This is a genomic window from Streptomyces sp. Ncost-T10-10d (genome assembly GCF_900091955.1).
Classification (GTDB): Bacteria; Actinomycetota; Actinomycetes; order Streptomycetales; family Streptomycetaceae; genus Streptomyces.
Window position 1 is genome coordinate 1 of the sequence record NZ_FMDF01000133.1, and the last position, 13250, is coordinate 13250.

At 70.5% G+C, this 13250-nt stretch carries 10 protein-coding genes and 1 pseudogene; 6 read left to right on the forward strand and 5 right to left on the reverse strand.

All coding sequences use genetic code 11. The annotated features are described in order from the left end of the window. Positions 1-222: 222 nt before the first annotated feature. Positions 223-363, reverse strand: a pseudogene (locus GA0115254_RS46345) (NUDIX hydrolase); the annotation flags it as partial. Between the two features lie 561 nt (positions 364-924). Here GA0115254_RS46345 and GA0115254_RS21540 point away from each other — a divergent pair. From GA0115254_RS21540 to GA0115254_RS21565, 6 genes are all read left to right on the forward strand, one after another. Further along, positions 925-1470 (forward strand): hypothetical protein, encoded by a 546-nt coding sequence (locus GA0115254_RS21540; protein ID WP_141720889.1) that lies wholly within the window; start codon positions 925-927, stop codon positions 1468-1470. Positions 1471-1945: 475 nt separating this feature from the next. Next, positions 1946-3928, forward strand: a complete 1983-nt coding sequence (locus GA0115254_RS21545; RefSeq protein ID WP_093896932.1) for a sensor histidine kinase — start codon at positions 1946-1948, stop codon at positions 3926-3928. Between the two features lie 7 nt (positions 3929-3935). Then, entirely contained in the window at positions 3936-4370 is a 435-nt protein-coding gene (locus GA0115254_RS21550; RefSeq protein ID WP_093896933.1) for a roadblock/LC7 domain-containing protein, read from the forward strand. Between the two features lie 2 nt (positions 4371-4372). After that, entirely contained in the window at positions 4373-4744 is a 372-nt protein-coding gene (locus GA0115254_RS21555; protein ID WP_093896934.1) for a DUF742 domain-containing protein, read from the forward strand. Continuing rightward, positions 4722-5480 carry a GTP-binding protein gene (locus GA0115254_RS21560; RefSeq protein ID WP_093896935.1) on the forward strand — a complete coding sequence of 253 codons (759 nt, stop codon included), beginning with the start codon at positions 4722-4724 and terminating at the stop codon, positions 5478-5480. The genes GA0115254_RS21555 and GA0115254_RS21560 overlap by 23 nt, the downstream gene beginning before the upstream one ends. Beyond that, positions 5477-6064: a GAF domain-containing protein gene (locus GA0115254_RS21565; RefSeq protein WP_093896936.1), complete on the forward strand. Its 588-nt coding sequence runs from the start codon at positions 5477-5479 to the stop codon at positions 6062-6064. The genes GA0115254_RS21560 and GA0115254_RS21565 overlap by 4 nt, the downstream gene beginning before the upstream one ends. 115 nt (positions 6065-6179) lie before the next feature. Here the strand turns inward: GA0115254_RS21565 and GA0115254_RS21570 are convergent, their stop codons facing one another. The 4 genes from GA0115254_RS21570 to GA0115254_RS21585 all read right to left on the reverse strand — a co-directional run bounded on the left by GA0115254_RS21570 (position 6180) and on the right by GA0115254_RS21585 (position 13225). Further along, entirely contained in the window at positions 6180-8090 is a 1911-nt protein-coding gene (locus GA0115254_RS21570; RefSeq protein ID WP_093896937.1) for a DUF2264 domain-containing protein, read from the reverse strand. A gap of 38 nt (positions 8091-8128) precedes the next feature. Next, on the reverse strand, positions 8129-10561 hold the full coding sequence (locus GA0115254_RS21575; RefSeq protein ID WP_093896938.1) for a polysaccharide lyase 8 family protein: 2433 nt from the start codon (positions 10559-10561) through the stop codon (positions 8129-8131). A gap of 22 nt (positions 10562-10583) precedes the next feature. Then, positions 10584-11969: a M60 family metallopeptidase gene (locus GA0115254_RS21580; RefSeq protein WP_370740921.1), complete on the reverse strand. Its 1386-nt coding sequence runs from the start codon at positions 11967-11969 to the stop codon at positions 10584-10586. Between the two features lie 161 nt (positions 11970-12130). After that, positions 12131-13225, reverse strand: coding sequence for a LacI family DNA-binding transcriptional regulator (locus GA0115254_RS21585; protein WP_093896940.1), 1095 nt, complete (start codon positions 13223-13225; stop codon positions 12131-12133). Between the last annotated feature and the right edge of the window lie 25 nt (positions 13226-13250).

The window sequence follows — 13250 nt, forward strand, 5'->3', positions numbered from 1 at the left end:
TTGTTCTGGCTCCAGTTCATGGAGTTGTTCTGACTCCAGGGTCGGGGCGCAGGGGGCGCGCATCGGTGTGATTCATGCCCCTGTAGCAAGGTGATTCGGCCCCACACCGCGGCCACGGAACTGGTCGCTGCGATCCGAAGAGGGCACGTCGAGGACCTGCCGACCGCCCCACTGGCGAACGTCGCCGCCTGCGGGGCAGCGGGCCCGGACGTTGATGGCCTTTCAGTGCTGGATCAGGCCGCCGACCGGGACGGCAGCGACGTGGCCGGATGCCGGAAGCGTCTGTGCCAGGGCGAGGCCGATGTCGACCAGCGATGACCGGCGCAGGCAGGCTACGCCGGGAATCGGAGTCCAGACCGACCCGGGCGCCCCCCGTCGATCCTTGGTGGCGGGCCGTGGCTGCCCCGATCGCACACCCCTGGCGCCGTACCGAGCCGACGGACGTTGCTCCGGACAGCCTCGATCTCGGCCTCGATCTTGCAGGCGAACGGTGACGCGGGACAGGGACGAGAAATCACGAAGTCCTGATACCGGGCCCCACTCCTTCGGCTCAACGTGCGGGGTGGGGCTCCATGTGTCCGGACCCGCGCCATGAGTGCGCGTCGTACTGGTGGGCAGTATGACCGGGCCGCGTCGGGCTCACCGAGATCCGGCGGGAGCCGTGGCGCCGCAGGCACGGGGAGCGGCTCCGGGCGAGCGGCCCGCCCGCCCCCGGTCGACACCCCGCCGAGGGCAGGGCAGCATGTAGGGGCGGGCGCCTTCCGGCCTCCGGACTGCCGCCTGTGTGACGCGGTGGCCGGAGTTGAGGATCTTGAGTTGCCCGCCCGCCCGCCCGCCCCGCACGCCGCCGCGCAGTGCTCGCGGCGATGAGCGCCGACGCCACTGCGGTCGGCTGTTCCACGCCTCTCCGATGGGAGCACCATCATGCATCTGCACCCTCGACGCGCCGTGGTTTCTCTGCTCGCGTCCTCACTCGCACTGTCCGGCGCGATCGTCTTCGCGCCGACCGCCGGCGCAGTGCCTGCTGCGAGTTGCACGGTCACGCCCGCGGCAAACGGGACGTTCGTCACCATCTCCGGTGAGGGCTTCACCGCTCCGCGGAACCTCAACGACGGTGAGTCCACCGAGCCCTTGAACGTCGACGCGAACGGAAACTTCTTGCTGAAGCGCTTCCAGAAGAACGTCGACTACACCGTTCTCGCCGTCAACGAGGACCAGAGCAACATCTTCGTGAACTGCAGGATGGTCCAGCCCGACACCGGGACGGCCCAGCCCAGTTCGACCACGGGGACGGGCGACAGGAACGACCGGGTGCAGGGCCGCATAGCAGGAGACCTGGCCGGCCGCGACGCGGCCGAGACGAGCTGCAGCGAGCGGCCCATGCCGGACCGGAGCCAGAATCACACCGACGCCTACTGGGAAGCGTGGGTGCAGGCAGCGGATCGCGCCTTCGACAGGGCCTGCGCATAGGTTGAGCGTCGGTATGGCTCTGCAACAGGCCGGGTGAGTGGCGGCAAGGGCAGATCGATCGCCTCATTTGCCGCAGGCGCCCTCCTCGGAGCCGGCCTCCGGAGACGGTGAGGCCGGCTCCGAGTCTTGTACGGAGTCGGACGGCTCGGCCCATCCGGCAGGACCGGACGGGCCGAGCCGTTCCGTGTGTTCAGGGGTTCGCCCCTGTAGGCCGTTCGGGTGTTCGTCGACCAGGTGCGAATGCGAAGTAATCGGTCTCTCGTGCGAGAGGTCATACCAGAGCGGGACGGATGGCGGGCAAGTTCGACAACTGCCCGTCGCTCCTGCGTGATGGACGACTACTGTGTGTGTCCGGTGATCAACGGTGGGTTCATGTCTTTCGAGCCTGCCCGACCGAGAAACCGAGCCTGACCGACCACCGTAGGTGCCACCGCATGAACGCCGATTCCTGGTGCCCCACGTACCGAGGACACTGATGTCTCAACTTCGCGCACCCGAAGCGCGACCGGAACGCCGAGAGGGCGGACGGCACGGCCGACCGGGTGCCCGTTCCCACTCGGCCACGGCCAGGCCGCGCGCCGCCCAGCCATCCCCCGAGGCGCGTATTCGCCCCCAACTCCTGCGCGCCGCGATGCTGCCGACCGTTGCCGCGGTGCTGAGCGGAGCCGCAGCGGTCATCTTCACCGTCCGCTCCACCGGAGCCCGGCCGTCCACCGAACTGTGGACGGCACTGGGCGGGGCCGGTGCACTGGCCGTCGCCGCCGTGCTGGCCGCGTACTTGGCCGCCAACCGAGTCGCCACCACCGTCTTCCTCCGCTGCCTGGCGCTCCGCCGCACCAGCGCACTGGGCCGGGCCGAACTTCAGCGGGTGGTGGAACAGCTCCGCAACGGCGAACCCGTGCCCGCACGCAGACCCGCGCAGCCCGCCCCGCCCGGCAGCGACGCCTTCGAGCTGCTCGCGCAGGAACTCGGCCGCCAGCAGGAAGTCGCCCTGGTCGCGGTCATGGAGGCGTCCCGGCTCTCCGACCACACCGGCGAGGATCAGAAGGTCGAAGTTTTCGTCAATCTCGCCCGCCGACTGCAGTCGCTCGTACACCGCGAGATCCAACTGCTCGACGAGCTGGAGCACGAGGTCGAGGACCCCGATCTGCTCAAAGGCCTCTTCCATGTCGACCATCTCGCCACCCGCATCCGCAGGCATGCGGAGAACCTCGCCGTCCTCGGTGGCGCCGTCTCGCGGCGCCAGTGGAGCAATCCGGTCAGCATGACGGAGGTGCTGCGCTCGGCGATCGCCGAGGTGGAACAGTACCCGCGGGTCAAACTGGTCCCGCCGATCGACGGCACGCTGCGCGGACACGCCGTGGCCGACGTGATCCATCTTCTGGCCGAACTCGTGGAGAACGCCACCGTGTTCTCCGCCCCGCACACCCAAGTGCTGCTCCGTGCCCAGCAGGTCGCTGCGGGGCTGGCCCTGGAGGTCGAGGACCGGGGCCTGGGCATGCCGGGCAACGAGCAGAAGCGGATGAACGCCCTGCTCGCCGACCCCGACCAGGTCAATGTGTCCCATCTCCTGCAGGACGGGCGGATCGGCCTGTTCGTCGTCGCGTCACTCGCCCGACGGCACGGCATCGCGGTCAGGCTGCAGAGCAACATCTATGGAGGCACGCAGGCCGTACTCGTTCTCCCGCAGTCCCTGCTGGGCGTGGGCGGGGACGCTCCGGCCGAGGCCGACGCGGCTCCGGTCCCGCCCCCGGGGCCCGTACACCGTCCGCCGGCCGAGGGCGAAACCGGAAGCCACCGCAAGCCGAACCCGCCCCTGAATTCCGGACCGGGCGCCGGTCCGGGCCCGTCACCGGCCCCGCGGGCGAGCGCCAACCGGCAGCCGTACGTACCCACTCAACCGCTCCGCCTGCATCAACCGAGCCAGCAGGCGGGACGCGAGGGCGAAGCACCACCGCTCCCACTGCGCGCCGAGCGCCTCGACCGCCCCACTCCGGCCGATGCCCGTCCGGGAATCCGGCGCCCGGATGAAACCGCTACGGCGCTCCACTCCGAGCCCGGAGTCGTACGCGGCACCATGGGCAGGCCCCAACTCCCCAGGCGTGCCAACCAGGAGCACCTGGTTCCGCAGCTCAGGGAGGCACCGGCCCCGCGCACCGAGGACGAACAAGCCCTGCACGACCCGGGACTCATGGCAGCCTTCCGCCGGGGCATCGAACTCGCGGAGGCCCGTAGCGAATCCGAGGCGGACACCGAACGGGGCCCGGACACGAGCCGTGGAACGGCGGTCCCGCAGACCTGGCAGGCCCGGACCCCGCGCGGACCGCTGCCGGTCCGCGGATTCATCGCGACCGTCGCATCGCACCATCCGGTCCCGGATCCGGCCCTGGATCCGGCCCCGGATCAGGACGCGGCCCCGGCCACCGACACCCTCGAAGCGAATACCTCCAAGGAGTAGATGCACCATGGCGACCGATATGTCGTCCGGTCAGGTCTCGGATCTCGACTGGCTGCTGAGCGGACTGGTCCAGCGCGTGCCGTACACACGCAGCGCAGTCCTCCTCTCCGCCGACGGGCTGGTGAAATCCCTCCATGGCATGGACGCCGACAGCGCCGACCACATGGCGGCACTGGCCGCCGGCCTGTACTCGCTCGGCCGCAGTGCCGGCGCGCGATTCGGCGACAGCGGCGACGTAAGACAGGTGGTGGTCGAGCTCGACTCCACACTGCTGTTCGTCTCCACCGCCGGGTCGGGCACCTGCCTCGCCGTTCTCGCCGGCCGCGAGGCGGACGCGGCGGTGCTCGGCTACGAGATGACCATGCTGGTCAAGAGCGTCCGGCCCTATCTGACGACTCCGGCGAGACAAGCGGCCGGGACACCGAGCGTCACGGGGTTGTGAGGGTGTCGGGTCCGCAGGACGGGCCGTTGCTCGACGACGCGGCAGGTCGGCTCATCCGCCCGTACACCGTGAGCAACGGCCGTACCCGTCCGACGACCGTGCTCGACCTGCTCTCCCTGGTGATGGCCACCGGGACCGAGCCGCAGATCCATCTCGGTCCCGAGCACTCCGTCGCGCTGGGGCTGTGCGGTGGCCCCACCTCGGTGGCCGAGATCGCCGCCCATCTGCGGCTGCCCGCAGTCGTCACCAAGGTGCTCGTCTCCGATCTGGTGGACTGCGGGGCAGTCACCGCGCACCCGCCCGCCTTCCATGACATGCCCACCGACCGATCTCTGCTGGAGGCAGTGCTCGATGGCTTACGACGACAGCTCTGACGGCTTCGGCAGCTCCGCCGCGTACGAGAACAGCGCAAGCCCCGAAGGCTTCGGAAGCCACGCAAGCCGCGCAAGGCATGGCCGTCCGGAAGGCTACGGAGACCCCGGTGGCGCCTATGACTCCGGCGACACCTATGGCTCCGGTGGCTCCGAAGGTTTTCCCGTCGCGCTCAAAGTGCTGGTTGCAGGCGGGTTCGGCGTCGGCAAGACGACCTTCGTCGGCGCGGTCAGCGAAATCGCACCGCTGAGCACGGAAGAGCTGCTGACCCAGGTCAGCGCCGCCACCGACAGCCTCGACGGCATCGAGTCCAAGACCTCCACCACCGTGGCGATGGACTTCGGCCGCATCACGCTCGACGAGCAGCATGTGCTCTATCTGTTCGGCACCCCGGGCCAGGAACGCTTCTGGTTCATGTGGGACGAGCTCTCCCAGGGGGCGCTCGGAGCGGTCGTGATCGCGGACACCCGCAGGCTCGCGGAGTGCTTCGCCGCCGTCGACTTCTTCGAGCGGCGCGGCATCGGATTCATCGTCGCAGTGAACGAGTTCGACGGCGCCTACCGCTACGCACCCGAGGAGGTACGGGCCGCGCTCGACCTGGGGCCGGACGTACCGGTCGTGCTCTGCGACGCCCGGATCGCCAGCTCCGGCACCGGGACACTGGTCACACTGGTCCAGCACCTGATCAATGCCACCTCCGCCCCGGCCCCGTTGTCCGGCTTCGGAGCACACCCGTGACCCCGCATGCCGGCGGCCGGATGCTGCTCACGCCTGTCGACCGGGACGCGTTTGTGCGTACCGAGCGGCTACGGACCCTGGGCCTCGGGGAACGTGCCGATGCCTCGTTCGACAACTTCGACGCCTTCGCCGACCGGGTGGCCGAAGTGACCGGGGTGCCCTTCTCGATGGTCAACTTCATCGACGGCAACCGGCAGTTCCACGCCGGACTGCACATGCCGGCCGGCCCGCACAAGGGCTTCGACCTGGGCGCCACGGCCGCGGGCAGCGGCCGCGGCGGCCGGTATGTGGCCCTCGACCGCGGCTACTGCCCGCATGTCGTCGTACGGCGCAAGGCGCTCGTCCTGGAGGACGTCTGCGACTACCCACGGTTCGCCGGGAATCCGGTAGTCGACGAAATAGGCATCCGCTCCTACCTCGGTGCGCCCCTCATCGATCGCACGGGCATCGCCCTGGGCGCCGTCTGTGCGATCGACACCGTGCCCCGCCCGTGGGGCAGGGCAGGGCTCGACACGATCAAGTCCCTCGCGCAGGAACTCGTCGGCCACATTCATCGGCGGGAGGACAACAGCATCGGGATCTGACCGGGCGGCCCACGGCGGCCCGGTCCGTGAAGAGTCCTCGGCCGCGACCAGGCCTTGACCACGATGTGACCTCGACCGTCTTCAGGCCTCGACCGTCTTCAGATCTCGACCGTCTTCAGATCTCGACCGTCGTACTGTCCAAGAACGTCAGTACCACCGAGTCCGCACCTGCTCGCACCCGCACCGAGTCGCGCAGCGCCTCCGGATGAACGGTGTCCTGGGAGAGGGCGACGAGCGATACATGGATGCTCTGCCCGCCCGGGTGCGGTCGGCTGCGCAGATAGGGGATCGCGGAACGCGGTCCGTATGCATTGGACTGGACGTCACGCGCGACAGCGGCCCCCTCGGCACCGCCGTCCCAGCCGTACAGTGCGATCAGGGCGCTGCTCAGACCGTCGGCCGTACGGGCGAGCGCCCAGTCGGGACCCGACAGGGCGAACGGGCTCTCCGCATGAGCGACCGCGTGACCGCCCTCCCGCACCACCGCACCCTTGGGCGCTTCGACCCGGTGCACCCGGATCTCCCACGGGCCGTGCAGCACACTCGTCGTCTCGATCCGGTACGGGCGGTCGGCACCGGGCAGCCGGGCCGCGTACCAGGAGGCGGCGACGCGGTCCTCGCAGCGCAGCGGATGGATCCGGCGGCGCAGCGACGGCGTGCCGTCCGAGGCGACGAGTGCCAGATGGTTGTCGATAGAGCGTGTCACGGCGTGCGGGGCGGCTTCGGGGGCCGTCGCCGTCGAGTAGGCGAACTTCGCGTAGTGCGGATCGTCCGCACCCTCGGACGGGTCGGCCGCCTCGTCGTACGGCGGATTGTGGTCGCTGCCGTGATTGATGAGCCGCACGATGCCGTCGTCGCGGGTGCCGTGGAGCAGCCAGCCGGGTGCGGGCAGCGCGGTGTACTGGTCGGACTCCTCGACGGGCAGCGGGAGTTCCCGTGCCGTCCACACCGGATGGTCCGCCGGGAGCAGCAGCCCGAGGAAACCCTTGCTCGCCCAGTACGGTGAGGCGGGACCGGAGTACGGCTGGGTGCTCGGCAGGAACGTGTCGTACCAGCCGAGCGCCAGCAGCCCCCGCTCGTCCGGCACACCACGCTCCGCGAAGTGCCGCATCGTGCCCGAGGCGAGCCGGCGAGTGAGCCCCGGCGCGAGCGGGGTGCAGTCGGCCAGCGCCCCCATCCACACCGGTGCGAGTGCGGCGAACCGGTACGTCAGTGAACGGCCCTGGTGGACCGGCGCACCGTCGGAGCCGAAGAAGTGCGGGTAGTCCTCCAGGAACCGACTGAGCCGCTGCCGGTAGACCTCGGTCCTGCCCCCGTCGTCGGCGCCCGCGATCCGCGACCACAGCAGCGGGTACAGATGCATGGCCCAGCCGATGTAGTAGTCGAAGTTCCGGCCGTCGCCGTCGGTGTACCAGCCGTCGCCGACGTACCAGTCCTCGATCCTGTCCAGATTGCTCTCGATGTCGGAGCGGCTGTAGGGGGCGCCGACCGAGGCGAGGAACTGCTCGGACACCACCTGGAAGAGCCGCCAGTTGTTGTCCCAGGTACGCCCGCCGACGAACCCGGAGAACCAGTCGACGACCCGTTCCTGGACCCGGGCGTCCAGCCGGTCCCAGATCCACGGCCGGGTCTCGTGCAGTGCGACCGCGACCGACGCCGCCTCCACCATCTGCTGCGAACAGTCCGTCAGCCGCGGCCAGGACTCACCGCTGCGGGGGTCCGTGCCCGCCGCCAGGCCCGCTGTGTACCGCTCGATCAATGCGGGGTCGGCCGCCCCGCCCGCACCCGCGATCCGGCAGGCGGCGAGCAGGAACGACCGGGCGAATCCCTCGAGACCGTCCGAGACGACCCCCGACCAGCTGTTGCGGCCCGGCAGCCGGTACTGCGCGAAGCCGGGTGTCGCGTACGGCACCAGCGCGTCCAGCATCCGGTCGGCCGTCGCCTCCCAGTGGGCCCGGGTCCAGCCGGTACGGGAGGACAGGATCCGGTCGGGCGGCGGCAGTTGCAGATGCGGTGCGACGGACATGGTGGTGCTGCTCCTCGGAAGGGGTGCGAAGGGGTGGATTACTGGATGAGTTCGGCTCGGTGGGTGTGGCCGCGCGAGCCGCCGACGGCGACGGTGAGTACGGGCCTGCGGCCCGGTACGAGGCTCACCGTGTCATCGGTGTCCACCACCGACCGTACGTGGAACGGCAGCTCGACCGAGAGCGTGGTGAGCGTCCGGCCCGGGTCGGCGACCGCGACGGAGATGTGTCCGCCCCGGCGCTGCACGAGCACCGACGCCGGACCGGAGGCCGTGATCCCGGCCGCGGTCCCGGCGCCCCAGAAGTTCACCGCGGTCAGTCCTGCCCGGCGCACCTCCACGGCCTGCGCGGTGGCATCGTTGGCGACGATCCGGACCGGCCGGGAGTGCGACCAGACCGCGGTCGCCGCCGCCGATGCGCCGGGCAGCAGCACATAGGCGTACCGGGCGTCGGTGGGGGAGATGCCGTGATCGACCCGGAGCGTGAGATAGCGGCGGGTCACGGGATCGGTGCTGCCGCCCGTGTCGGCCCCGGTGTCGATGTCCCGCCAGGTGCCGGTGCGCTGCTCCCGCAGGGCATGCAGGGCGGTGTCTTCGGGGAAGACATAGCCGCCCACGCCGTCGACGTGTGCCCACCGTGCCCGGCCGAAGTCCTGGGACCAGCCCTGCTCGACGGGCTGACGGATCCCGTCGATCAGCAGCCGGTTGTCGCCGTCCGTGCCGAGATTGCGGTTCTCGACGATCGTCTCCACCGGCCGGCCGTCGCTCGCGGTGATGCCCGAGCCGAGCGCGATCACCGCGTTGTCCAGCAGGAACCAGGACTTCTTGGCCCGCAGGGTGGTGCCCTGGGGGCCGATCACCTCCATCGCGGCGGCCCCGTACCGGCCGTCCAGTACGGCCCCGCCCGCGACGGCGTTCGTCGGACGGTAGGTGGACGTACCGGCGCCCGTGCCGAGATCGGTCCGTTGCCGGGTGTCGACCGTGGTGCCGGGGAGCCGGTACGGATCGACGGTGGGCCAGAAGCCGTCGTTGAACTGCCCCAGGTCGTCGCCGTCGTACAGATACGTCATGCCGTCGCCGGTGTACCAGCCGTGCAGATTCTCGCCGTTGCCCGCCTCGTACGCCGAGATCTGCTTCGACGAGAGCGACAGCGCGCAGGCCCAGCCGGGACGGCGGTGCACGACGCGGTCCATGTCGGCGAAGACGAAGGTGCCGGTCGTACGAGCCCCGGCCTTCACGGTCCGGTCGTTCAGGACGGCTTTCGCCAGGGCGAGCTGGGGAAGCGTCGCGAGAGCCGTGAAGGGAGTGGTGCGATTACGGGTCAGCCAGCCCTTGACCAGCGCCCGCCAGCGCCCCGCGTACTCGGCGGGTGCGCCGGTCGCGAGGAGCAGGATCGCGGCGACGGCTGTCGCACCGTCGCGGTGGTCCCCGGCGCGCTCCCGGGAGATCGCCCGGCCGCGCACCGAGTCCATCATCAGCCCGTCGAAGATCACCGGAGCGAAGGTCCGCTCGACGGCCTCGTACATCACCGACACCTTCGGGTCGGCGACCGCCCACTCCGAGCCCGCCAGCAGCGCCAGCAGATAGGCCGTCCCGCCCAGCAGCACGACGCCGTACGAACCGGTGTACGCGACCACGTCGTGCTGGACGAACGAGCCGTCCTCGTAGAAACCGTCACCCGAACTCGTGTAACGGAAAAGGCTGTTGCGGCCCGAGTCGCGCACATCGGAGAGTGCGTCACGGGCGGAGGCCAGCTTGCCGGCGTCCTGCCCCAGCAGTCCGCGCAGCGCCACGATGACGGCCTTGTCGGTGCGGTTCGCGCCGGTCTCCGCGAGCGAGGGGGAGTTGGTACGACGGTCCGCGTCCGGGCAGAACCGGTCGACCACCGACAGATAGTCCGTCAGATCGGCTGCGGGAAGCCGGTCGCGGAGGATGACGGAGCAGTCCATCAGGGCACGCGGGGCGCCGATCTCCCAGAACCACCAGTTGCCGGTCTCGCGCTTCGCCGGGTTGTACGCGGTGTCGTACGTGAAGCGCAGCGCGGCCACGAGGGCGTCCGCCACCTCCGTGCTCCCGGCGAGGGAGGTGCCCGCGGTCGCCCAGGCGACCGCGATCGTGCGCAGCCGGGTGTAGCTCTGACCGAAGTTGCCCGGGTCGGTGAGCGGTGCGAGGTCGGGCCAGAGCGCGGTCCGTCCGGCGCCGCGGTCGAGGGCGTCCCAGAGCCCCTCGGCCGTGGTGGACAGGGCGGCGAGCGCCGCTGTGAAGTCGGTGTCGGCCGGGTCGAACTCGCCGCCGGTGAGCAGCGTTTCGGCGCGCCGGAGGAGGGTGTCGAAGTCGGCGGTCGCCGCGGCTTCGGCGGATGCGGCAGCGACGGGCCGCGCCTGCGCGGCGCCGGCCGATGTCATGAGCGTCGTCGCGGCCGTGACGGCCGTGGCGCCGCTCGCCGCGAGAAGGGTTCTTCTGCTGAGGTTCACAGTGGCTCCTTGTCGCCGGTGGTCAGTCCGACAGCGTGGACGGGTCGACGGAGGGCTTCGGCAGGTTCAGCGCGGCCAGCTCGGCCTTGCCGGTGGCGTCGACCGGGAACGCCCAGGTGTTCACGAAGAAGTCCGTGAGGTCGTAGCCGGCGACGCGGCTGGAGTAGGTGGCAAGGGCCCGGTAGCGCTTGTCGTTCTCGGTGTACTGGGACTGCGGGTTCTCCTCGCGCACCAGCTTGTGCAGCCGGGGCCAGAAGTCGTCGCCGAAGGCCAGCTCCAGCTGGCGCAGCGGGACGAGCTTCTCGTACGCGCCGAAGGACTTCTCGTAACTCAGCCCCGCCGTCCCGAACTTGCGCTGTGCGGACTGGAAGTAGGTGAGCCCCGTCGCCGCGTCGACCGTGAGGAGGTTGGACGGCTGCTTCAGGGTGCGCTGGGCGGCCAGCGAGTAGATGTTGACCGTGACCTCGGTCAGACCGCCGGGCTTGTAGGCGAACTGCTGGTGCAGATGACCGAGTTCGTGGTAAAGCCCCCAGCCGCGGGTCCGCAGCCCCTCGACGGTCGTGGCCCGGTCGAGATAGGCCCGCGGGAAGCCGTTGTAGCCGTGTGTGGCGTAAGCGCCGACACCGGCCGGCACCTTGCTGACCTCGGTGAAGTGGTACGGCCCCGCCTTGCGCCGGTGCACCGGCTTCGAGCCGTCGAGTCCGCTGATCCGGGCATGCGAGTCGATGATCGTCTCGACCAGCCCGAGCAGTGCGGCATGGTTCTCGCCGCGGTACAGCAGCGCACCCTCGCGGGTGAGCGTCATGATCGTGTGCGGCGCGTGGAGTTCGACATACGGCGAAGCGGTGAGCGTGTCCAGCTGCTGCTGGTAGTCGGCCTCCGAGGTTCGGCCCAGGGTGAAGACGGGCATGGGGACGGCGCCGGAGCGGACCAGCACACCGGCCCGCTCGCCACGGCCCGTCAGGGTGAGGTAGACCGGGCCGCCGTGCGGGTCCGTCACCGTGTTCGCGCCGGCGGTCAGCGGATAGCTGCGGGGCTCGGTGATCTCACCGTAGTAGTCCCACGCGCCGATCCAGAGGGTGGGCAGCAGATCGTCGTACGGCTGGACGGTGAGGGAGAGGGGCGTACCGGCCGGAACGTACAGGCCGGTGGGCTGGAACTCCGAGCCGCGCAGGGCCTGTCCGAGCCGCAGCCGTTCGGCCTCGGCAGCGGGCCGGGCGGTCAGCGTCAGGTGGACCGGGCGGGCCCCCTGCGAAACGGAGATGCCGGCCGTCGTGGCACGGGCCGTGCCGGTGCCCAGGGCGATCGCCGCTCCGGCTCCGGCCGCGGCGGCGAGAACGGAGCGCCGGCCGACGGGGGAGGAAGCGGAGGAAGGGGCGGTGGAGGGGCCGGCGGAGTCTGTGGGCATGCGCATGCGGAACTCTCCCTGCAGAAACGAGTGAGGGGCGGAAGCGTGCGGAACGGGTGTCTCGGCGCCAGCATGTAAGCGGTTGCTATTAAGCCGCAAGAGGAGTCAGGAAGTTACTGTGATTTTCTATGGCCAACTGTGGACAGGGGGGAAGTAACCGGTCACATCCGGGTGGGCCGGCCGGGCCGTGGGGCAACGGAATCGCGTACCACGATGTGGGTGCCGAGCCGCAGTGCACCCGTGGTCGGCTCGCGCCAGTCGTCCTCGTCCCCGCCGGTGACGGCCAGTCGTACCGCCTGCCGCCCCATCTCCTCCAGCGGCACATGGACGGTGGTCAGCCGCGGCCGCAGCTCCTGGGCCACCGGAATGTCGTCGTACCCCACCAGGGACACGTCCTTCGGTACCCGGACCCCGGCCTCCTCCAGGGCCTGCGCCGCGCCCGCCGCCACCATGTCGTTGGCGGCGAAGACGGCGGTGAAGTCCGCTCCCTCCCGCAGCAGTTCGGCCATCCTCCGGTATCCGAAGTTACGGCTGAAGGCACCGGGCTGGACCAGCTCGGGGTCCGGAGTGATGCCACGCAGCTCAAGGGCCCGCTGGTGCCCGGCCAGCCGGTCGCGGGTGGTGGAGAGCTTGGGCGGGCCGCCGAGGTAGAGGATCCGCTCGTGCCCCTGCATCAGCAGATGGTCGGTGATGGCGAAGGCGCCGCCCTCGTTGTCGTACTCGACCGCGACGGTCGGGGCCTGCTCGCCCAGCGGCGGCCTGCCGCACAGCACCAGCTTCGATCCGCCCGCGTCCAGCTCGCGCGCCCTGCGGGCCAGCTCGGTGGTGTAGCCGCGGTCCGCGAGGGAGCCACCGACCACGACCACCGCGTCCGCCCTGCGCTCATGCATCAGATCGATGAAGGCCAGCTCGCGCTGCGGGTCGCCCTGGGTGCAGCAGACCAGGCAGAGCCGTCCGCCGAGTGCCGCCTCCCGCTCCACGCCGCGCGCGATGTACGCGTAGAACGGGTCGATGACCTCGTTGACGATGATGCCGACGGTGCGGTTGGAGACGCCGGCCAGCGCACGGGCATGGGCGTTGACGACATAGCCGAGCTCGCGCATCGCGGACTCGACACGCTCCCGGGTCGCCTCGGCGACCGGGTAGTTGCGGTTCAGTACGCGGGAGACCGTGGCCGTCGAGACGCCCGCGCGCCGCGCGACATCGGTGACCGTCGCGCGCCGTTGTCCGTCCGCGGCTGTGCTCTGCCGGCGCATCCGGCTCACCCCCTGGTGGCTGTTG